This window comes from Wenzhouxiangella sp. AB-CW3 (assembly GCF_014725735.1).
In the GTDB taxonomy this organism is placed as follows: domain Bacteria; phylum Pseudomonadota; class Gammaproteobacteria; order Xanthomonadales; family Wenzhouxiangellaceae; genus Wenzhouxiangella.
Genome location: NZ_CP061368.1, coordinates 1,034,049 through 1,053,185 on the forward strand (window position 1 = coordinate 1,034,049; position 19,137 = coordinate 1,053,185).

20 protein-coding genes and 1 other RNA gene are annotated in these 19,137 nt (G+C 63.7%); 14 read left to right on the forward strand and 7 right to left on the reverse strand.

The features are described 5' to 3' along the window. Nucleotides 1-4: 4 nt before the first annotated feature. The 8 genes from nrdR (at nucleotide 5) to IC757_RS04540 (ending at nucleotide 5,793) form a co-directional block, all read left to right on the forward strand. Entirely contained in the window at nucleotides 5-511 is a 507-nt protein-coding gene (gene nrdR, locus IC757_RS04505) for a transcriptional regulator NrdR (protein ID WP_190976183.1), read from the forward strand. 97 nt (nucleotides 512-608) lie between these two features. Then, the gene (ribD, locus tag IC757_RS04510) at nucleotides 609-1,712 is read left to right on the forward strand and encodes a bifunctional diaminohydroxyphosphoribosylaminopyrimidine deaminase/5-amino-6-(5-phosphoribosylamino)uracil reductase RibD (RefSeq protein WP_190976184.1); all 1,104 of its coding nucleotides are present in this window, start codon (nucleotides 609-611) and stop codon (nucleotides 1,710-1,712) included. A 4-nt stretch (nucleotides 1,713-1,716) separates the two neighbouring features. Further along, complete coding sequence (locus IC757_RS04515; RefSeq protein WP_190976185.1) at nucleotides 1,717-2,319, forward strand: riboflavin synthase; 603 nt, start codon at nucleotides 1,717-1,719, stop codon at nucleotides 2,317-2,319. Beyond that, nucleotides 2,316-3,440 (forward strand): 3,4-dihydroxy-2-butanone-4-phosphate synthase, encoded by a 1,125-nt coding sequence (ribB, locus tag IC757_RS04520; protein WP_190976186.1) that lies wholly within the window; start codon nucleotides 2,316-2,318, stop codon nucleotides 3,438-3,440. Before IC757_RS04515 ends, ribB begins: the two co-directional genes overlap by 4 nt. Then, nucleotides 3,437-3,904 carry a 6,7-dimethyl-8-ribityllumazine synthase gene (ribH, locus tag IC757_RS04525; protein ID WP_190976187.1) on the forward strand — a complete coding sequence of 156 codons (468 nt, stop codon included), beginning with the start codon at nucleotides 3,437-3,439 and terminating at the stop codon, nucleotides 3,902-3,904. Before ribB ends, ribH begins: the two co-directional genes overlap by 4 nt. Further along, nucleotides 3,901-4,374 (forward strand): transcription antitermination factor NusB, encoded by a 474-nt coding sequence (gene nusB, locus IC757_RS04530; RefSeq protein WP_190976188.1) that lies wholly within the window; start codon nucleotides 3,901-3,903, stop codon nucleotides 4,372-4,374. Before ribH ends, nusB begins: the two co-directional genes overlap by 4 nt. Beyond that, on the forward strand, nucleotides 4,367-5,308 hold the full coding sequence (gene thiL / locus IC757_RS04535) for a thiamine-phosphate kinase (protein ID WP_190976189.1): 942 nt from the start codon (nucleotides 4,367-4,369) through the stop codon (nucleotides 5,306-5,308). Before nusB ends, thiL begins: the two co-directional genes overlap by 8 nt. Beyond that, a complete protein-coding gene (locus tag IC757_RS04540; RefSeq protein ID WP_223846254.1) occupies nucleotides 5,305-5,793 on the forward strand; it encodes a phosphatidylglycerophosphatase A in 489 nt (162 codons plus the stop codon). Before thiL ends, IC757_RS04540 begins: the two co-directional genes overlap by 4 nt. A 12-nt stretch (nucleotides 5,794-5,805) precedes the next feature. Here IC757_RS04540 and IC757_RS04545 read toward each other — a convergent pair whose 3' ends face one another. The 4 genes from IC757_RS04545 to IC757_RS04560 are packed head-to-tail and all read right to left on the reverse strand — an operon-like array spanning nucleotide 5,806 to nucleotide 11,470. After that, nucleotides 5,806-8,577, reverse strand: coding sequence for a serine/threonine-protein kinase (locus IC757_RS04545; protein ID WP_190976191.1), 2,772 nt, complete (start codon nucleotides 8,575-8,577; stop codon nucleotides 5,806-5,808). A 47-nt stretch (nucleotides 8,578-8,624) separates the two neighbouring features. Next, entirely contained in the window at nucleotides 8,625-9,218 is a 594-nt protein-coding gene (locus IC757_RS04550; RefSeq protein ID WP_190976192.1) for a BON domain-containing protein, read from the reverse strand. A 23-nt stretch (nucleotides 9,219-9,241) separates the two neighbouring features. Next, the gene (locus tag IC757_RS04555) at nucleotides 9,242-9,613 is read right to left on the reverse strand and encodes a YraN family protein (protein ID WP_190976193.1); all 372 of its coding nucleotides are present in this window, start codon (nucleotides 9,611-9,613) and stop codon (nucleotides 9,242-9,244) included. Between the two features lie 3 nt (nucleotides 9,614-9,616). Then, nucleotides 9,617-11,470, reverse strand: coding sequence for a penicillin-binding protein activator (locus tag IC757_RS04560; protein WP_190976194.1), 1,854 nt, complete (start codon nucleotides 11,468-11,470; stop codon nucleotides 9,617-9,619). Nucleotides 11,471-11,528: 58 nt separating this feature from the next. Between IC757_RS04560 and rsmI the strand changes: the two genes are divergently transcribed. Then, entirely contained in the window at nucleotides 11,529-12,374 is an 846-nt protein-coding gene (rsmI, locus tag IC757_RS04565; RefSeq protein ID WP_190976195.1) for a 16S rRNA (cytidine(1402)-2'-O)-methyltransferase, read from the forward strand. Nucleotides 12,375-12,387: 13 nt separating this feature from the next. Further along, complete coding sequence (locus IC757_RS04570; protein WP_190976196.1) at nucleotides 12,388-13,074, forward strand: zinc metallopeptidase; 687 nt, start codon at nucleotides 12,388-12,390, stop codon at nucleotides 13,072-13,074. A gap of 119 nt (nucleotides 13,075-13,193) precedes the next feature. Here IC757_RS04570 and IC757_RS04575 read toward each other — a convergent pair whose 3' ends face one another. Next, the gene (locus tag IC757_RS04575) at nucleotides 13,194-13,598 is read right to left on the reverse strand and encodes a globin (protein WP_190976197.1); all 405 of its coding nucleotides are present in this window, start codon (nucleotides 13,596-13,598) and stop codon (nucleotides 13,194-13,196) included. A gap of 173 nt (nucleotides 13,599-13,771) precedes the next feature. Between IC757_RS04575 and rnpB the strand changes: the two genes are divergently transcribed. The 4 genes from rnpB to prmB all read left to right on the forward strand — a co-directional run bounded on the left by rnpB (nucleotide 13,772) and on the right by prmB (nucleotide 16,567). Further along, an RNA gene (gene rnpB, locus IC757_RS04580) (RNase P RNA component class A) lies at nucleotides 13,772-14,129 on the forward strand. 49 nt (nucleotides 14,130-14,178) lie between these two features. Further along, the gene (locus IC757_RS04585) at nucleotides 14,179-14,820 is read left to right on the forward strand and encodes an SCO family protein (RefSeq protein WP_190976198.1); all 642 of its coding nucleotides are present in this window, start codon (nucleotides 14,179-14,181) and stop codon (nucleotides 14,818-14,820) included. Continuing rightward, nucleotides 14,817-15,704, forward strand: coding sequence for an archaetidylserine decarboxylase (gene asd / locus IC757_RS04590; protein WP_190976199.1), 888 nt, complete (start codon nucleotides 14,817-14,819; stop codon nucleotides 15,702-15,704). Before IC757_RS04585 ends, asd begins: the two co-directional genes overlap by 4 nt. Beyond that, nucleotides 15,701-16,567 (forward strand): 50S ribosomal protein L3 N(5)-glutamine methyltransferase, encoded by an 867-nt coding sequence (gene prmB / locus IC757_RS04595; RefSeq protein ID WP_190976200.1) that lies wholly within the window; start codon nucleotides 15,701-15,703, stop codon nucleotides 16,565-16,567. The genes asd and prmB overlap by 4 nt, the downstream gene beginning before the upstream one ends. Here the strand turns inward: prmB and glmS are convergent. Together glmS and IC757_RS04605 are read right to left on the reverse strand one after the other, a co-directional pair. Continuing rightward, entirely contained in the window at nucleotides 16,554-18,386 is a 1,833-nt protein-coding gene (gene glmS, locus IC757_RS04600; RefSeq protein WP_190976201.1) for a glutamine--fructose-6-phosphate transaminase (isomerizing), read from the reverse strand. The genes prmB and glmS overlap by 14 nt on opposite strands. Nucleotides 18,387-18,543: 157 nt before the next feature. Beyond that, a complete protein-coding gene (locus IC757_RS04605) occupies nucleotides 18,544-19,056 on the reverse strand; it encodes a transcription termination/antitermination protein NusG (protein ID WP_190976202.1) in 513 nt (170 codons plus the stop codon). Nucleotides 19,057-19,137: the final 81 nt, after the last annotated feature.

A 19,137-nucleotide genomic window follows, 5' to 3' on the forward strand; every position in this document is an offset into this window, starting at 1 on the left:
AGCCATGTGGTGCCCCTTCTGCAATCACACCGACACCCGCGTGGTCGATTCGCGGCTGGCCACGGACGGGTTTCAGGTCCGGCGTCGTCGCGAATGCGCGGCCTGCGGCGCCCGTTTCAACACCTTTGAAACCCCGGCGCTGAAAGCGCCCAACGTGATCAAGTCCGACGGCTCGCGCGAGGCTTTCGACGAGGACAAGCTCCGTGGCGGCATGCTCAAGGCGCTGGAGAAGCGCCCGGTCGAGACCCAGGAGGTCGAGCGCGCCATTCGCAAGCTGCTGCGCGAGGTCCGGACGCTGGAGGAGGCCGAGATTTCCAGTGAGCGCATTGGCGATTGGGTCGCGGCTGAGCTGTCGCGACTTGATCAGGTGGCTTACGTCCGTTTTGCCTCGGTCTACCGCCGTTTCGAGGATGTCCAGGCCTTCCGCGAGGAAATCGAGCGGCTGGAGCGGGAAAACCCCGGCGTAATCGATCGGCGGCAGATATCCTTGCTTGATGACAGTGAGGCCTGAGGCGGGAGACCGAGACGACAGAAACCACTCGGGAAGAAGACTTGGGATGTGACAGGCATTGCGTCGAGGGCTGGGGCAAGGGGTCGGGAGTGTGTGCATGAATTTTACTGCTGACGATCACCGTTACATGTCCGAAGCCCTGCGGCTGGCCGAACTGGGCCGGCTGACGGCCGATCCCAACCCGGCGGTGGGTTGCGTGATCGTCAACGGTGGCGAAGTGGTCGGGCGAGGCTGGCATCGGGCGGCTGGGCAGCCGCATGCCGAGCCCCTGGCATTGGCCGAAGCCGGACACCGGGCTCGTGGTGCAACGGTCTACGTCACGCTGGAGCCCTGCAGTCACCAGGGGCGAACACCCCCATGTGCCCAGGCATTGATCGATGCGGGTGTGTCCGAGGTGGTTTCAGCCATGGCCGACCCTCACGGTCGGGTTGATGGCAGCGGTCATGAGCAACTCTCCCGGGCCGGCGTTCGAGTGCGCTCGGGGCTGATGGAGCGGGCCGCCCGAGCGCTTAACCGTGGGTTTGTCGCGCGTCACGAGCGGGGTCGCCCGTGGCTGAGGATCAAGCTGGCCGTCAGTCTCGACGGCTTTGTCGCTGGTGCCGATGGCCAGTCGAAGTGGATTACCTCGGCAGCCGCGCGCGAGGATGTGCAGCAGTGGCGGGCGCGTGCCTCGGCCATCCTCACGGGCATTGGCACGGTGCTCGCCGATGATCCACAGATGAACCTGCGTTTGCCCGGTGTCGATCGACACTTGACTCGCGTGGTGGTCGATTCCAATGGCCGGATGCCCGAAAACGCCCGCATGCTGGGACTGGCCGGAACCGTCATCGTGGCCGGGCGCCGGCATCCGGGCTGGGAGCGCGGTGGGGTGGAATGGTGCGAGTTGCCGTCACTGGCCGACGGGCGTGTCGATCTGACAGTGTTGCTCGAGCGGCTGGCCGAGCGTGATATCAACGAGATTCAGGTTGAGGCGGGCTCCGGGCTGTGCGGGGCATTGATGGGTGCCGGGCTGGTTGATGAACTACTCGTATACCAGGCTCCGGTGCTGATCGGTAAGGGAAAGCCAATGCTGGCGATGGCAGGGATGGAAAAATTCGCCGACCGCCTCCATCTAGACCTGATCGAAAGCCGCCGGGTCGGCCCGGACTGGCGTTTTCTCTATCAACCGGCCCATCAACCGGACAGACAGACAGGTTCCTGACATCGTGTTTACCGGAATCGTTCAGGCCCAGGGCAGGGTATCGGCCCGGGTGCAACGGGGCGGCGGCTGCCGCATGCGCATCGACTGCGCAGAGTTGCAGCCGCATCGCTGGCACGAAGGCGACAGCGTGGCCGTGGCCGGCTGCTGCCTGACAGTCCTTGATCTCGACGAGGACGGCTTCAGCGCCGACCTGTCGGCCGAGACTCTGACGCGCACCAGTCTTGGCCAGCTCCGGGAGGGCGATCCGGTCAACCTGGAGCCGGCGCTGGCTGCCGGTGATCGTCTTGGCGGTCACCTGGTCACCGGCCATGTCGACGGCCTGGCCGAGGTGGTATCCATCCAGCCGTCGGGCGAGAGCCGGATTTTCCGATTTCGCGTGCCCGGAGACCTGGCGCGTTTTGTGGCCGAGAAAGGGTCGGTCACACTCGATGGCGTCAGCCTGACCGTCAATGCGGTCGATGATGACGCCTTCGAGGTCAATCTCATACCCCATACCCTGAAGGTCACTACCCTGGGCCGTCTGGATGCCGGGGCGGTGGTCAACCTGGAAGTCGATCTGGTCGCCCGTTACCTGGATCGGCTGGTCGAAATGCGAGGAAAAGCATGAAGTTCGATTCGATTGAATCCATCCTGGCCGATATTCGAGACGGCAAGATGGTCGTGATGCTCGATGACGAGGATCGTGAGAACGAAGGGGACCTGATCATGGCCGCCAGCATGGTGCGGCCCGAGGACATCAATTTCATGGCCCGCTACGGTCGCGGGCTGATCTGCCTGTCGCTCAATCGTGATCGCGCCCGGCAACTGGGTCTGCAGTTGATGGTGCGCGATACCGATCGGCACCACCGGACCAACTTCACGGTGTCCATCGAAGCTGCCGAAGGCGTGACCACCGGCATTTCGGCCTATGATCGGGCCCATACCATCCGTACGGCAGTGGCCCCCAACGCCCAGCCTGATCATCTCAACCAGCCCGGTCATGTCTTTCCGCTGGTTGCCCAGCCCGGGGGCGTCCTGGCGCGTGCCGGGCACACGGAGGCGAGCATGGACCTGGCGCTGCTGGCCGGCCTGGAGCCCGCCGGCGTACTGGTCGAGATTCTCAACGAAGACGGCACCATGGCACGCCGCCCGCAGCTTGAGAAGTTCGTTGCCGAACACGGCCTGAAGATGGGCACCGTGGCCGATCTCATCCGTTACCGGCTGGGCACCGAGCAGAGCGTGGAATGCGTGCATTCACAGACCGTTGGCACGGCGCACGGAGCTTTCGAGCTCAAGGTGTTTCGCGATCGCATCAACCGCAAGCTGCACTGGGCCCTGATGCGTGGCGAGGTGCAGCCCGATGAGCCATTCCCGGTCCGTGTCCATGTGCCCGAGCTACTGGGCGACGTAATTGGCATCACCGATCCCGGATTCGGCATGCCGCTGGACGCCGCCCTGGCCGATATCGCCCGTCGCGGGCGCGGGCTGGCCCTGGTGCTGGGCTATGATGAGGATGACCAGTCGCGACTGGATGGCCTGCTTTCAACCAGCGGGCATGACGAACAGACAGATCAGGACAACCAGGAACACGACCTGCGCAGCTATGGCATTGCCGCTCAGATCATCGCCGAGCTGGGCATACGGCGGATGCAGGTTTTCGGAGCACCGAAGCGCCTTCATGCACTGGATGGCTTTGGGCTGGAGATCGTCGAATACGTGGTTCCGGAGGGAGAAGGGGAAAGCCAATGAGTGACATATCGATCCGACCCGGTGCCGGCAACTGGCGCATCGCCATCGCTGTGGCGCAGTTCAATCCGACCATCACCGGCATGTTGCTCGAAGGTGCGCGCCAGACCTTGACGGCCGCGGGCGTGGATGATGCGCGTCTCAAGGTCTTTGATGTTCCCGGCGCCTGGGAGCTGCCGCTGGCCAGCCAGTACCTGGCCGAGAGCGGATCGTTTGACGCGGTGATTGCCATCGGCGCAGTGGTCCGTGGCGAGACCGCGCACTTTGAATTCATCAGTGCCGAATGCGCTCGTGGCCTGCAACAGGTCGCACTCGACACCGGTATCCCGGTGGCTTTCGGCGTGCTTACGCCTGAAAGCCGTTCGCAGGCGCTGGAGCGGGCCGACCCCAAACGCAAGAACAAGGGCCGGGAAGTCGCCCTGGCGGCGCTGGACATGATCGAACTGCGCTCGGAGGCGGGCTCGTGAGCCGACGGGAGCGCAGGAAGAAGCCGGCCGGGACCTTCGAGCCGCGCCGTCGTGCCCGGCGCCGAGCCCTGCAGGCACTGTATCAGTGGCAGCTCAATGACGACACGGCTCAGGCCATCGTCGAGCAGTTTCTGGAGGAGCAGAATTTCGAAGGCGTCGACGAGGATTATTTCGAAACCCTGGTTCGGGAAGTGGTCGAGCGTCGCGACGAGCTCGACCAGGCGCTGGCCCCGCACGTGGCCCGTGTCGATGCCAGCCTCGATCAGATGGAACGCGTCATACTCCGCCTGGGTGCCTGTGAGTTGCTGCACCACATCGAGACGCCCTATCGCGTGATCCTCGACGAGGCCGTGGAGCTGGCGCATCGTTTTGGTGCCGAGCAGGCGCACACTTTTGTCAATGGTGTGCTCGACCGGCTGGCTGCCGATTGCCGCAAGCTCGAGCGCGACGCCGAACTGGGCAGTGGGTGAGTTTGACCTGATCGAACGGATTCGTCGCCGAATCCGGGCGTCTGAATCGGTGCCGGTGGGCATCGGGGACGATGCGGCTGTCATCATGCCGACGCCGGGCAGGGCGCTGGTGGCGACCACGGATGCCCTGGTGCTCGACCGTCACTTCACCGCCGCCTGGAAACCTTCGGATATCGGTCATCTGGCCATGCATGCCAACCTCAGCGACCTGGCCGCGATGGGCGCCAGGCCGCGCTGGGCCCTGCTGGCCCTGACTCTTCCGCAATGCGATCCCGACTGGCTGGATGGATTTCTCGATGGGTTCCTGGGTGCTGCCGAATCTGCCGACGTGGCACTGGTCGGCGGCAATATCTCTTCCGGGCCGCTCAATATCGCGGTCGAACTGCTGGGGGAAGTTGCTCCCGACCGCGTTGCCACGCGCCGTGGCGCATGCCCCGGCGACAGGCTGATCGTGACCGGAACCCTGGGCGATGCCGCCGCCGCACTGGCACTGGGCGATGATGCTCCCGAAGCACTGCTGGCACGTCTGCATCGCCCCCAGGCGCGTGTCCGCGCCGGTGATGTGCTGGCCGGGCCGGCGCATGCGCTGATTGATATCTCGGACGGCCTGCTGGCTGATCTCGGTCATCTTCTCGGCGGGCAGCTCGGTGCCGAGATTCACCTCGACCGATTGCCGACCTCTGGCGCTCTCACGGCCGCCGTGGGCGACAAACACGTGCGCTGGCCATTGCAGGCCGGTGGCGGCAACGACTACGAACTGTTGGCGGCCGTGCCGGCACACCCGGAACAGTCACTGGACCAACTGGCCGAGGCCGCCGGTACCACGCTGACCGATATCGGTCGCATCGACGACAGCGGCAAGGTGCGCTGCCTGGATGACCGCGGCCGTGAACTTGCCGATCTGGTGCCGGGATGGGATCATTTCGCGTCATGAATCGCGCCGACACCCGCCAGATTGCCCTGGCCACGCCCACCGGCTTTCTCGCCTTCGGTTTCGGCAGCGGCCTGGCTCCGGTCGCGCCGGGAACGGCCGGCACCATTGCCTCGCTGCCGTTTGCCGCCCTGATTGTGCAACTGCCCTTCTCAGTGGCGCTCGCCGTGGTCATCGCCGGCTTTCTGATCGGCGTCCCCCTGTGCGGGATCATTGGGAAAAAACTCGGGGTGCACGATCACGGCGGCATTGTCTGGGACGAGTTTGTCGGCATGTGGCTGGTACTGCTTTTCGTGCCGTTCCACTGGGGCTGGTGGCTGGCTGCTTTTGTCCTGTTTCGCATTTTCGATGCCGCCAAGCCGTGGCCGATTCGCTGGTTTGATCGCCGCGTACACGGCGGCTTTGGTGTCATGCTCGATGATGCCCTGGCTGCCGGTTTCACCCTGCTGGTACTCGTGCCGGCAATGTATTGGCTGAGTGCCGGCTGACCTGCTGCTGGGTCAGTCGACTGCGTTCAGCATCTGGTGAAGCTCGTGCAGGCGGTCGTCGAGCTCATCGATATCATCGACATCAATCGGTGCCAGGTAGTCTGCTCTCGCTTCCCGGGCCGCCTCGACCTGATCCAGATCCTTCAGGACACGATAGTACTCCAGCGCCTTTCTCAGCGTGGTGCCGCTTTCCGGGCCATTGCGGTCAAAGTCATGCTGCAGCGTGGCTTTCAGAAGCGGTCTGGCCTGATCGAGCCGGTCGGTCTTTCGCAGCGTACGTCCCAGCACCCAGCCGGCGTCCTGGGTCTGGTTGTGATCCCTGCCCAGTTGTTCCAGCCGCTGCTGGTAAACCGGCTCGATGATGGCTAGCGCGGCTTCCGTGTCACCCTGTCGTAGTAGGATATCGGCTTTGAACTCCTTGGCCATCAGCGTATCCAGGTGCGATTCGCCGAGCAGCAGGCGGCGCTGATCGACCACCTTGCCGATCAGGCTGCCGGCTTCATCCAGCGCGCCAGTGCCGACCAGTACACTGGTCAAATTCAGCATCGCCCGCAGGGTCAGCGGATGGCCGGGGCCCATGACCTCCGAGCGCAGGTTCACTGCTTCCTCGAGGACGGCGATGGATTCATCACGCTCGCCCAGCTGGTAGAGGGTGTTGCCTACATTGGCCATGGCCCGAAGCGTGTCGGGATGACGGCGTCCAAGATCGGTTTCCAGCAGTGCAGCTGCTTCCCGATTGGTTGCCAGCGATTCTTCCAGCCGGCCCAGGGCGCCCTGTGCGGCCGAAACATTGATCATGCTGCGCCCAATGGTGTGATTGCTGACATCGGGATGCTCGCGCAGGCCGTCGAGCTGCTTCTGAAACCAGGTCAGGGCGTTCTCGACATCGCCGGAGCGGGCCAGTACGTAGCCCATGGTTCCGTACATGCCCAGCAAGTCCCGTTCGTCTTCGGCCCAGCCCGAAAGGGACAGATCGATATTCTCGGCAGCCAGATCAATGGCCTCTTCATTCTCGCCCCGATCAACCAGCAGCAACGCCAGGTTGGCCCGGGTTTTCAGCATCAAAGCCTGGTGTTCGTCCCGATTCGGGTCGAGCGTATCGAGGACGTGATGGAACTGCTTCTCTGCCTGCTCGTAATCGGCGGTTCGATACAGGCCTTCGCCCAGCTGGTTGTGCGCCTTGAGTACATCGAGCGCCGCTTCATCGAGTTGCGACATACGCAGTTCGATGATGCGCTCACCCAGTTCAGGCAATGCATGGACCAGGCCGACCGCGTAGTAGACCTGGAACACCGCTTCGAGCAGGTCGGCGCGCAGCAAGGGCTGATCGACGAAATCTCGGTCGATGGATTCAAGGGCACGCTGAAGAATGTGCTCGTCGACCACGGTGTGCGCCAGGTCGCTGGCATTGGCAAGACCCAGAGAGCGTTCGAACTGCTCGTACTCGATGTCAGACCCGCTGCCTTCGATGCCGGCCAGGCCTTCCCTGACCTGGTCGCGCAGCACTTCAAGAATGCCGAATCCCATCGTGGTCGGGTCGATGTCTTCCAGCATGGATTGCTGGAATGCCGCGACCTGTTCCAGTTCCTGGCTTCGGGTTTGCGCGATATCGTACTGGCGCTGCGCTTCCAGCATGCCCAGCGTGGCCGCGGTAAGACCTGCGATCAGGGCCAGCAGGATGGCACTGGCGCTGCCCAGGGCGAGTGCATGGCGGCGAACAAAGCGACGCATACGGTAACCCTGGGTCCAGGGGCGGGCCCGCACCGGTTCGCAGGCCTGGTAGCGGCCGATGTCGTCGGCAAACTCCGCCGGTGAGGCATAGCGCTTCTCGCGCTCGATGCTCAAGGCCTTGAGCACGATGGCGTCCAGGTCGCCACGTAGTGTCCGATGCAGGCGCCGGTACGGGATGGATCGCTTGCTCGCCACCTCGTCTCGCTGCTCGCCGGCGCTCGACAGCCGGTTCGAGGGCGCGGCAATGGTGCCGGTGTCGGGCAGATCGGAGAAGTGCAGCGGGCCGTCGCGGCGAAAGTGGCGATGGTCGATGGGTGGCTGATCGACCAGCAACTCGTAGAGAATCACCCCCAGGGCATAGACATCGCTGCGGGTATCGACAATGCCGTCGCCGTCGGCGAACTGTTCCGGGCTCATGTACTGGGGTGTGCCGGCAACGTCACGGATCGCGGCTGAGTCATCGTCGCGACGCGATGCCGACGCGATGCCGAAGTCGATGATCTTGGGCTGAGGCACTCCGTCGATTCGCGTGACCAGGATGTTGGCCGGCTTGAGATCACGGTGAATGATGCCGCGCTGGTGAGCATGCTGAACGCCATGACAGATGCGTACGAACAGCTCGAGGCGGTCATCGAGGGACAGACGGTGCCGTGCACAGAACTGGTCGAGCGGTTCGCCCTCGACATACTCCATGGCAAACCAGGGAAAGCCCTGGGGCGTGGTGCCGGCATCGTAGACCTGCGCAATCGCCGGGTGCTGCATCTGCGCCAGCACCTGGCGTTCGACCTCGAAGCGCGCCAGGGTTTGCTGACTGAGTACCCGCTGGCGAATTACCTTCAACGCCACGTCGCGTTCGACCGGATCGAGCTGGCGGGCGAGGAAGACACGCCCCATGCCGCCGCTGCCCAGTTCCCGAATCAGCCGGAATGAGCCGATTTCAAGTGCTTCGTCGGTCGCTGAAGGCTGATCCACGACATCATCGGATTCCACCAGGGTTTCCAGTCGTGTCGCGCCGTCGGTATCCAGCGGCCGCTTGTCGTTCGATTCGCTCATGTCTGTTCCCCTTTCTCTACGCTGGCCCGGGCCAGCCTGAATCAGGCTCAGCCGGACTCAAGATACTCGAACGCCGTTACCACCCGTTCCACGCCACGGACCGTGCGCGCCTGCTCGACGGCTGCCTCGGCTTCTTCATTGCTGACCAGGCCCATCAAGTAAACGATATTGCGTGCGGAGATCACCTTGACCCGGGTGGGATCGAAGCCCTGGATGTCGCGCACCCTTGCCAGGCTGGTATTGACCTTGCTCGAAATCCATCGGTCGGTGCTGGACTGCCCCATTCCGGCGCGCTCGGTGACGGCCAGTTCGTTGATCACACGCCGGACCCCGTCGACATCCTCGGTCACTTCGGTGGCCAGATCGACCGCTTGTTGGTCCGGCACCTCGCCGGCCAGCAGCACCCAGCCGTTGTAGGCGAGTATGCGCAGGCGAGTCGATTCACCGGCCATGGCTTCGTGACGGTGCAGGGCATCGCTGACCCGGATCCGCAACACGCGGTCGTCGACAACCGTACCGAAGCTGCGCCGGTCGTGTACCGCCATGCCGGTGGCCGCGGCACCGCCAACAACCAGTGCCGCACAAGCGCTCAGCATGGACAGCACCAGCAGCGCGATGACGCATCGAATCAGCTTGTTCATGATTTCACCTTGGGAGTTCGTCGTTATTCGTCGGCTTCGAAAGCATCGCGGATCCAGCGCAAGCCCTGCTCCTCCGAATCAATGCCTATGACATCGAAGCGGCAGGCATGTTCGGACCATTCCGGATGACACATCAGAAAGTGCCGGGCGGCATTGACCAGGCGTTGCTGCTTGTGGACATCGACACTGTCGGCACTGTCGACCCGGGCGCCGGGGCCACGCAGGCGTACCTCGACGAAGCTCAGCACATGGCAGTCACTGTCCTGACAGTCGAGCATGACCAGGTCGATCTCGCCGGCGCGACAGCGATAGTTGCGCTGGATGGTTTCCAGGCCCTGGCCATGCAGCCATTGTTCGGCTTGTCGTTCGCCGAATTCGCCTCGCGTCGATGCCATGGGTCAGTGCGGCAGCCCGCGGCCGTTTTCCAGCTTGATGAAGGGGAGGTCGCGGACCACGACCTGGCCTTCGGGCAGGGAAAGACGACCCGTCATTCCCGGCAGGTAGAGCTGCGGATCGCTTCGCATGAGCACCAGCCAGGGCACCAGCGACATGGCGTCCCGGCCCAGCGCGTGCAGCCGTGACAAGGTTGCGCTGCCCAGGTGGGCATGGTGTCGCTCGGCCTGGATGCGATGTCTTCCGGCCGCGGTGTGATCCAGAAACCATGGTGCGATCGGCACGATGACGCCGTCCAGGTCACGGTCGCGTCCCGGGTCCGGCGCCCCGGCTATGATCTGCGAGGTCGCCATCAGCGGCACGTCGCCGGCATCAAAAAAACGCAATTGCGGCGGCATCAGGCGCCCGTCGTCGGCGCGTGCCGCCAGAAAGATCATGTCCAGGTCGGTGCGACGCTGGGGTTCGCTCTCGATCGACTCACCGATGAGCCTCTGCAGTCGTCGTGCGCGTTCCTCCGATGCGTCAATGCGCATCACTTCGCGCAGCAGGTGGGAATGGTCGGTGCTTGCCGCATCGTAGATCCGGTTCTCCAGCACGCGGCCTCCGCCAAGCTCGAAGTTGTCGGCGAACGTGCCTGCAACCCGCTCGCCCCAGCTGGTGTACTGGGCCAGCACCACGGCCCGCTGGTGGCCATCGACCAGGGCGCGGGCGGCGGCCAGCTCGGCCTCTTCTTCCGGAGGCAGCGCCAGCGCCGTCATCCCGGGCGCCTGCTCCAGTGCTGTCGACTCGTCGGGGAGGTTGAGCAGCAGCGTCGGCAGCATGTCGGCATCGGGAAGCTCGAGCAAGGCATTGACCTGGTTGCGGTCGAGCGGCCCGATCAGCAGGTCTGCTCCCTGTTCGCGGGCATCGAACCAGGTGGCGACCATGTCGTCGGCATTGCCGCCGACATAGTGGAAATGCAGCTCCGGGCGATGGTCCGGGGGTGTTTCCAGCCAGGCTGATACCAACCCGTCGCGCAGTGCATTGCCGGGTCGATACAGCGGTGTTTCCGGGGCAGGCAGGGCAACATGGACCCGAGCAGGGCGCGGGTGCGACTGACGCCAGGCCGCCAGCCAGACCAGTGCCTCGTCAGCGCTGTAGCCCGCCTGGGGGTGGCGCGCCTGCCAGGCTTCCAGGGCCGGCCGCAGGGCAGGCTGGTCGAGCAGGTGCTCACGGGCACTCAGCACCAGATCCAGCCAGGGCAGCAATTCGCTGCGGTGGCCATACTGGTAAACAATGCCTTCCAGCGCTTCCAGCGGGTATTCGATCAATAGCGCCAGCGCCAGTTCAGGTTCGAAGTCATCCTCGGCAATGGCGGACTCCAGCGCTGCGAGCGCCTGCCGTGCGGGTTGATCTTCCAGCATCTCGAGCCGGTCCTCGAGTGCCTGGTGGCGCTCGACCAACCCTCCGGGCAGATCTTCTGCGGCATGCGAGAGCAACCACCCGGCCATGCCCAGATCGCCACGCAGCATGGCCAGCTCGGCACGCGCCAGTTCGAAGCGTGCCTCGAAAGCACGGTCGGCCGCATCGGGGCTGACGACGCCGAGAACATCTTCGGCTTCATTCAGTTCGCCCGCTTCGAGCAGTGCTTCGGCGGCATGCAGGCGAAAACGATTGGCTCGCTCGGGATGGTGTTCGGCAAGTTCCAGCCAGGTCTGAGCGGCATCGATGTATTCGCCCCGGGCCTGAAGTTCAGCGGCTTCGGCCTGGCGGTCGTCGACGGGATCGGGGCGAACGTCCGGCCCCGGCGGCGCGCAGGCGACGAGCAGTAGGAGCGGTACGGAGATGATCAAGGCATACAGACGGTTCATGGCGCTCATGATAAACCGGGTTGTCGCATTGCGCATGGGCAAGGGCTACGGAATATAGAATGCCCTCATGAACGATTCAATCCAAACCGATCCCGCCGCGCTCTGGGTCGTTGCCACGCCCATTGGCAACCTTGGGGACATGAGCCCGCGCGCGTTGGACGTGCTGCAACAGGTCAAGGTGGTGGCCGCCGAAGACACCCGAACCAGTCGGAGACTGTTTGCTGAAAGACCGGCCCCGGAAATGATCAGCCTGCATGAGCACAATGAGTCTGCGCAACTCGACCGGCTGATCGAACGCTTGAGCGCCGGCGATTCAGTCGCCCTGATCAGCGATGCCGGTACACCACTGGTTTCCGACCCCGGATATCGTCTGGTTGCGGCAGCGCATGGGGCCGGCATACCGGTGCGCACCGTGCCGGGGCCCTGCGCTGCTATTGCCGCCCTGTCGGTGGCTGGATTGCCGTCCGACCGTTTTCACTTCGAAGGCTTTCTGCCCGCCCGCGCCGGCCAGCGGCGGACGCGACTGGACAATCTGGCCGACATGGATGTCACCCTGATCTTCTACGCGCCGGCACGGGATCTTCCGGAGATTCTTGGCGACATGTCGGCGGCGTTCGGTGAGGACCGCCTGGCCACATTGGCCCGAGAACTCACCAAGTGGCATGAAACGGTGCGGCGGGCCCGCCTGGCGGAACTGGCCGGGTGGGTCGGTAGCGATCCCGACCAGCAGCGCGGAGAAGCCGTCGTGGTGGTCGCGGGCAATGCCGCACCCGGCGGGCCTGTCCGACCCCGGGCTTTACTGCGTGAGCTGGCCCGGGAACTGCCGCCGTCGCGCGCGGCCAAAGTGCTGGCCAGGCTGACCGGAATGAGTCGTCGCGAAGCCTGGGCCCTGGTGGAGCAAAACGACTCGTGATGCGGATCTGACCATGCACATTATCCTGCTTCTGATCCTGATAGGCGCAGTCATCTTCCTGCCGCAGTGGTGGGTCAAGCGCGTACTGGCGACGTATCGGCAGCCCGACGACCGCTATCAGGGCACCGGCGGTGAACTGGCCCGCCACCTGCTGGATCGGCTGGGACTGGAGTCGGTTGGCGTCGAGCGATCCGAACCCGGTGCCGACCACTATGACCCCGAAGCGCGCATGGTTCGGCTCAGTCCTGAGCACCACGATGGTGCCTCGCTGACCGCGGTGACCGTGGCCGCGCACGAGGTGGGCCACGCCATTCAGCACGCCGATGGCTACAAGCCGCTGGTATGGCGTACGAAACTGGTGCAGGCCGTACAGCGCTTCCAGCGCATCGGTGTGGTCCTGATCGCGCTGGCCCCGCTGGCCATGGTGCTGTTGCGCCTGCCGCGAGCCGGTTTAATCATGCTGATGCTCGCCATCGCCGCACTGGCCTCGGGCATCGTCGTTCATATCATGACCTTGCCCACCGAGCTTGATGCCAGCTTCCGGCGCGCCATGCCGCTGCTGGAAAAGGGCGAATACCTCAAGCCCGAGGACCGCCCCCATGCCCGCCGCATTCTCCGCGCGGCGGCCTTCACCTACGTGGCCGCCTCATTGATGAGCCTGGTCAATTTCTGGTGGTGGCTGCGCGTCCTGCGTCCCTGATGCATCCCGGCCACATTCAGGCTTTCGGACAGGCCGAGACCGCCAGGGATGCGCGCGCAATCTCCGGCCTGCGGGTTCGAGGAAGTGCGCGGCCAAGTGTGGGGCTGGGCTAGGGGCTGTCAATACTTCGCCGTGAAATAGTCGGTGGTTTTCCTGAGTGCATCGGCCCAATCCTGGCGCAGCTCCGACGTGAGGCGCGGATCGAATTCCTCCACGGCCTGAAGCAGACTTTCGCGCCAGTGCCTGTAAAGCTCCGGATCGACCGGTGCGCGGCCCTTGCGGCTGTGCACATCGGCCATCTCGTTCATCGAACGCTCGACAATGTCCGAGCCCCCGGCATAGGTCAGCGCAATGCTGATGCCTCGCCGCAGCGCCCGATTCTGCTGGCTCCAGTCGGTGGTCGAAAACATCTTCCGAATGCGCTCATCGCGGTCCAGAAGCAATTCGTAGAAGCGAGTGATGAAACCCTTCTGGCGCGTGCAGCGCCCGTAGCTGGCCTGCACGGCCAGGTAATCCTTCGACATAATGCAAACCCTGTTGGAGTATCCAGTTGGGGTCGATTCTAGTCATGCGCGATTGACCGGATGTTGACTGTCATCAATTCTTCGCAGTTGCGTTGAGCCGCGTGAAAAGCTGACGAGGAGTTGGATGGCACATGAGTGAACCCTTGCCTTCCGGATCGGTCATAATGCCCGCGAGAGCCGGCCAGACAGTCGCTGTGTCCGTTGAGGGCATGGAGGAAAGTCCGGGCTTCACAGGGCAGGGTGCCAGGTAACGCCTGGGGGGTCTTCACCGATCCACGGAAAGTGCCGCAGAAAACATACCGCCGATGGCCTTTTTCAAGGCACAGGCAAGGGTGAAATGGTGCGGTAAGAGCGCACCGCGTGACTGGTAACAGTCATGGCAGGGCAAACCCCACTCGAAGCAAGGCCAAATAGGGATGCCACGGCGTGGCCCGCGCTGCATCCGGGTAGGCTGCTGGAGGCGGTTGGCGACAACCGTCCAAGATGAATGACTGTCCACGACAGAACCCGGCTTATCGGCCGGCTCTCGCTTTTTCCATGCCCGATCAATTTCCTGACATCCGAACGATATAATTTGCCCATGAACCAGATGCCCGGTTTCCGAACCCAAAACGGCCGTATCTTCATCATCATTGCTATCGCGGTGGCCGCCATCGCCGGCGGAATCGTGGTGTCGTCAAACCTGATGCAGCGTACGCTGGACCTGCGCGAGGCCCGGCTCTTTCCGCAGGCACGTCATGTCGATGAGTTTCAGCTCGAGACGGCCGCCGGCGAGTCGTTCACGCGCAGTGACCTGGAAGGCCGGTGGACACTGCTGTTTGCCGGATTCACCAATTGCCCGGATATCTGCCCCGACACCCTGGCGGTGCTGGCCCAATCGATGCGCGATCTTGACATGATGCGCCAGGAGACCCTGCCACAGGTCGTTTTCCTGTCTGTGGACCCCGAGCGGGATCAGGGTGAGCACCTGGCCGAGTATGTCCGCTGGTTCCATGATGATTTCATCGGCGTGACAGGAGATCTTGAGGAGATCGACCGTTTCACGCGCCAGCTTGGCCTGGTGTATTTCCACGAGGAAGCCGATGAGGAGACCGGCTTTTACAACGTCGATCATTCGGCCTCGATTCTGATCATCGACCCGGAAGGCCGCCTTTACGGTCGCTTCGGTCCGGCCGTGACCAGTGAAGATGTGACCGCCGATGTCTTTGCGCTGACCCGGTGAGCGCCTCATTTTCGGATCGGCTGCGTAGTTGGCCGCAATACCTGCTGCCCCGGCACCTGCTGACCGCGCTGGCTTGGCGATTGTCGACCTGTCGTTCTGGCTGGTTCCGGCGGCCATTCATCGCCGTGTTCATTCGCCTGTTCGGTGTCGACCTGGCCGAGGCCGAGCGCGACAAACCGGGCGACTACGAAAACTTCAATGATTTCTTCACCCGGGCTCTCGCCCCCGGCGCTCGACCACTGGCCGATCAGCGCCATCGCATGGTCTGCCCGTCCGACGGAACCGTCAGTCAGCTTGGCCGTCTGAGTGAAGACCGCATTGTCCAGGTCAAGGGCATCGACTACACTGCCGCCGAGTTGCTGGCCTCACGCGAGCGGGCCGAAGCCTTTGTCGACGGACACTTCGTGACCGTCTACCTGGCCCCATACGACTATCACCGGGTTCACAGCCCCATCGCCGGCCACGTAACCGAAGAGGTGCGAGTGCCCGGCGACCTGTTCAGTGTCTCGGCGGCCACCGTGCGGACCGTACCGCGCCTGTTCGCACGCAATGAACGCATGGTCGCCATGCTCGATACCGCCCACGGGCCGGTCGCAGTGGTCATGGTTGCCGCCATGTTGGTCGCCGGTATAGAAACCGTCTGGGGCAGCCCCGCCGACCGTCGCCCGGGTCGTGAATCGCGCACCACCGCCATTGATCGCCATTTTCTCGACCGCGGAGCCGAGCTCGGTCGCTTCCACTGGGGGTCCACCGTCATTGTCCTTACGCCCCGAGACTTTCCCGGGTGGCATGATGATCTTGTTCCGGGCGCCCGGGTTCGCATGGGGCAGGCGCTGACCGGCCTTGTCGCATCCCCCAATCCCAATCCCGAGCATCAGCCATGAAACTGATCGACCATATTCATCAGCATGTCGCCGAGATGGAAGCCGCCGGTCTGCATTTCGGGCATGGCACCGACAACGCCTTTGACGAGGCTTGCTGGATGGCCTCGGCGACTCTGGGGCTGGCGCCGGACTTCGATGAATCGGTATTCCAGCGCGAGCTGGCATCGGCCGAGGAAAACCGCTTGCGCGACCTGGTGGCCGAACGCATTGCGACTCGCAAGCCACTGGCCTACCTGCTGGGCGAGGCCTGGTTCTGCGGCATGGCCTTCGAGGTCAACGAAGATGTGCTGGTGCCGCGCTCACCGTTGGCCGAGCTGATCGTTGAGGGGTTTGCACCCTGGATGGAGCCGGGCAGGCTCAGGCGCGTGGTGGATGTGGGCACCGGGTCGGGCTGTCTCGCCATTGCCGTGGCGAAGCGCTGGCCCGAAGCGACAGTGGATGCGGTTGACATCAGCCCCGAAGCACTAAAACTGGCCCGCCGTAACGCCGAGCGGCACGACGTGTCCGAGCGCGTCGACTGCATCGAATCGGATCTGCTCGAAGGGCTGGGGGAGCGTCGGTACGACGTCATCCTCGCCAACCCGCCATACGTGCCGACCGCCTCGATGGCCGATTTACCCGAGGAGTACCGCCACGAACCCGTCCTCGGTCTGGAGGCCGGCGACGACGGGCTCGACCTGGTCCGGCACCTGCTCGATCAGGCATCCGATCACCTGGAACCCGGCGGAATCCTGGTCTGCGAAGTGGGCGAAGCCGCCGAAGCCGCCGATCGTCTGCTGGCCGAGCGAAAGATCGAGGCCACCTGGCTGGACTTCGAACACGGAGGGGAAGGGGTGTTCCTGGTTTCCCCTACTCGACCGTGACCGACTTGGCCAGATTGCGGGGCTTGTCGATATCCGTGCCCTTGAGCAGGGCCACGTGGTAGGCCAGCAACTGTAGCGGGATGGTGGCAATCAGCGGGCTGAGCGCATTGTCCATGCCCGGCACATGAATGTTGGTAACGCCCGTGCCCTCGTGCATGTCGACACTGCTGGCCACGAAGTTGACCAGTTGTCCGCCGCGCGCGCGGACTTCTTCCAGGTTCGATTTGAGTTTGCCCAGCAAGTTGTCGCCCGGAGCGACACTGATGACCGGCATGTCCTCGTCGACCAGCGCCAGGGGGCCGTGCTTGAGCTCCCCGGCCGGGTAGGCCTCGGCATGGATGTAACTGATTTCCTTGAGCTTCAGGGCGCCTTCCAGGGCCACGGGATAGTGGGTGCCGCGCCCTAGAAACAGCGCGTGATGCTTGTCGATGAAGGTCTCTGACAGTTGCTGGATGGCGCTCTCCAGCGACAGCGTCTGCCGGATCTGTTCGGGCAACTCGCGCAGCTCGGCAACGGCGGCGGCTTCGGTTTCCTCGTCGATCTGCCCGCGCGCACGCGCCAGGGCGATGGTGAACCAGTACAGCGCGGCAAGCTGGGTGGTAAAGGCCTTGGTCGAGGCCACACCGATTTCCACCCCGGCATTGGTCAGCAGCCTCAGTCCGGACTCGCGCACCAGGGTAGAGCCCGGCATGTTGCACAGGGCCAGGGTCTGGCAATACCCGGCCTGTTTGGCGAATCTGAGGGCCGCCAGGGTATCCGCAGTCTCGCCTGACTGCGAGATACCGACAAACAGTGTATTGCGCGGAGCGACCGGCTTGCGGTAGCGGTATTCGCTGGCGACTTCGACGTTGACCGGAATGCCGGCAATGGCCTCCAGCCAGTAGCGCGCCACCAGGCCGGCGTGGTAGCTGGTGCCGCAGGCGATGATATGGATCGCCTCGATGTCGGGCAGAATGGCATTGGCTTCCGGCCCCAGCGATTCGGTCAGCACATGACGGCTGCCCAGCTTGCCGACCAGCGTGTTGGCGACGGCCTCGGGCTGCTCGTGAATCTCCTTGAGCATGAAGTGACGATAGTCGCCCTTGCTGGCCACCTGGTCGTCATGAGCGTAGCGTTCACTTGGTCGTTCCACCGGTTCGCCTGAACGGTCGAACAGGGCAATGATGTCGCGGTCGATCCGGCCCAGGTCGCCGTCTTCCAGGTGAATGAAGCGGTCGGTGACCTGCAGCAGTGCCAGCGGATCGGAGGCAACGAAATTCTCTTCCAGCCCGACACCGACCACCAGCGGGCTGCCCATGCGGGCAAAGTAGACCGCCTCGGGGTCTTCCGGTGTGACGACGGCGATGGCATAGGCTCCTTCGAGTCGACTGACCGCACGCAGAAAGGCACTGCGAAAATCGCCGGCACCAGTGACTTCGTGGGCGATCAGGTGGGCAATGACCTCGGTATCGGTCTCCGAAGCGAACTCGAAGCCCTCGGCCTGAAGCAAGGCGCGCAATTCGTCGTGATTTTCGATAATGCCGTTGTGCACCACCGCAAGTTGCCGGTTGGAGACATGCGGGTGTGCGTTCTCCTCGGTCGGTCGGCCGTGCGTGGCCCAGCGGGTATGGGCGATACCGCTGTGGCTGTCGGCGCCGTTGGCCTCGACTGCGGCAACCAGTTTTTCGACCTTGCCGACCGCGCGCCTCAGTTCGAGCTGGTCGTCGACCAGCACGGCCAGGCCGGCTGAATCGTAGCCGCGGTATTCCAGCCGCTTCAGCCCCTCGATGAGTATGGGGGTGATGTTTCTCGGTGAGGTAGCGCCTACGATTCCGCACATAAATTGAAGGTTCCAGGGTTCAGGTTTCAGGGAAACATCATGCACGTCGCCCCGGAATCACCGCAGGCGATCTCCGGAGCCTCGCACCGTTCGGTTTGGCACGGCTATGAGCGCGGTTGTGTTGTCGATTCACCCGTTCACCCTTCGCCGTCTTGGGTCAGACCACCTTCCGGATATGGTCGCGTGGCAGTTCGATTTCTCGTTCCTTGTTGAGGAGCTTGAGCAGCACTATGACGCGATCCTCGCCGGTTCGGGCTCGAAAAACCGCTCTCAGGCCGGCCATCGCGCCGCTGGTGATCTCGACCGGATCGTTGGCACGGACGTCCATGGCGGCAGAAAGGTCGATCAGACCCTGATCGTCCTGCCGGGCTCTCAACTCGTAAATGATACCGTCTTCCAGCACTGGAAATTCGTTGCCGAAGCGCACCAGGCCAATGGCGCCCCGGGTAGATCGAATGGTTGACCAGTCGTCGGCGAAGGCCTCAAGTCGAACGAAGAGGTAGCGGGGAAACAGCGGTTCGACCCGGGCGATGGGCCGACCCCGCAACAGGCGGCGTGCCCGCAGGCGCGGCAGAAAAACCTCGAAGCCCTGATGCTCCAGGTGGGCCTCGGCCTTGCGTTCCTGTTTCGGGCGGCACAGCACCGCCCGCCACTGCCGGTGTTGACTCATGGGCCCCAAACCCCTCCCATCGTTCTTCATTCTGTTTGCCCGATCGCACCCTGCACAGGGCATTCGATGTGGAGAATAGCA

Excerpts from the sequence above, each read along its gene's own strand:
- ribD (WP_190976184.1), top strand. The coding sequence starts at position 609 with ATGAATTTTACTGCTGACGATCACCGTTACATGTCCGAAGCCCTGCGG.
- IC757_RS04555 (WP_190976193.1), bottom strand. The coding sequence starts at position 9,613 with ATGGCATCGACGCGAGGCGAATTCGGCGAACGACAAGCCGAACAATGG.
- IC757_RS04570 (WP_190976196.1), top strand. The coding sequence starts at position 12,388 with ATGCACATTATCCTGCTTCTGATCCTGATAGGCGCAGTCATCTTCCTG.
- IC757_RS04575 (WP_190976197.1), bottom strand. The coding sequence starts at position 13,598 with ATGTCGAAGGATTACCTGGCCGTGCAGGCCAGCTACGGGCGCTGCACG.
- prmB (WP_190976200.1), top strand. The coding sequence starts at position 15,701 with ATGAAACTGATCGACCATATTCATCAGCATGTCGCCGAGATGGAAGCC.
- IC757_RS04540 (WP_223846254.1), top strand. The coding sequence starts at position 5,305 with ATGAATCGCGCCGACACCCGCCAGATTGCCCTGGCCACGCCCACCGGC.
- IC757_RS04585 (WP_190976198.1), top strand. The coding sequence starts at position 14,179 with ATGAACCAGATGCCCGGTTTCCGAACCCAAAACGGCCGTATCTTCATC.
- rsmI (WP_190976195.1), top strand. The coding sequence starts at position 11,529 with ATGAACGATTCAATCCAAACCGATCCCGCCGCGCTCTGGGTCGTTGCC.
- ribH (WP_190976187.1), top strand. The coding sequence starts at position 3,437 with ATGAGTGACATATCGATCCGACCCGGTGCCGGCAACTGGCGCATCGCC.
- nrdR (WP_190976183.1), top strand. The coding sequence starts at position 5 with ATGTGGTGCCCCTTCTGCAATCACACCGACACCCGCGTGGTCGATTCG.
- IC757_RS04550 (WP_190976192.1), bottom strand. The coding sequence starts at position 9,218 with ATGAACAAGCTGATTCGATGCGTCATCGCGCTGCTGGTGCTGTCCATG.
- IC757_RS04545 (WP_190976191.1), bottom strand. The coding sequence starts at position 8,577 with ATGAGCGAATCGAACGACAAGCGGCCGCTGGATACCGACGGCGCGACA.
- ribB (WP_190976186.1), top strand. The coding sequence starts at position 2,316 with ATGAAGTTCGATTCGATTGAATCCATCCTGGCCGATATTCGAGACGGC.
- IC757_RS04560 (WP_190976194.1), bottom strand. The coding sequence starts at position 11,470 with ATGAGCGCCATGAACCGTCTGTATGCCTTGATCATCTCCGTACCGCTC.
- glmS (WP_190976201.1), bottom strand. The coding sequence starts at position 18,386 with ATGTGCGGAATCGTAGGCGCTACCTCACCGAGAAACATCACCCCCATA.
- IC757_RS04605 (WP_190976202.1), bottom strand. The coding sequence starts at position 19,056 with ATGAGTCAACACCGGCAGTGGCGGGCGGTGCTGTGCCGCCCGAAACAG.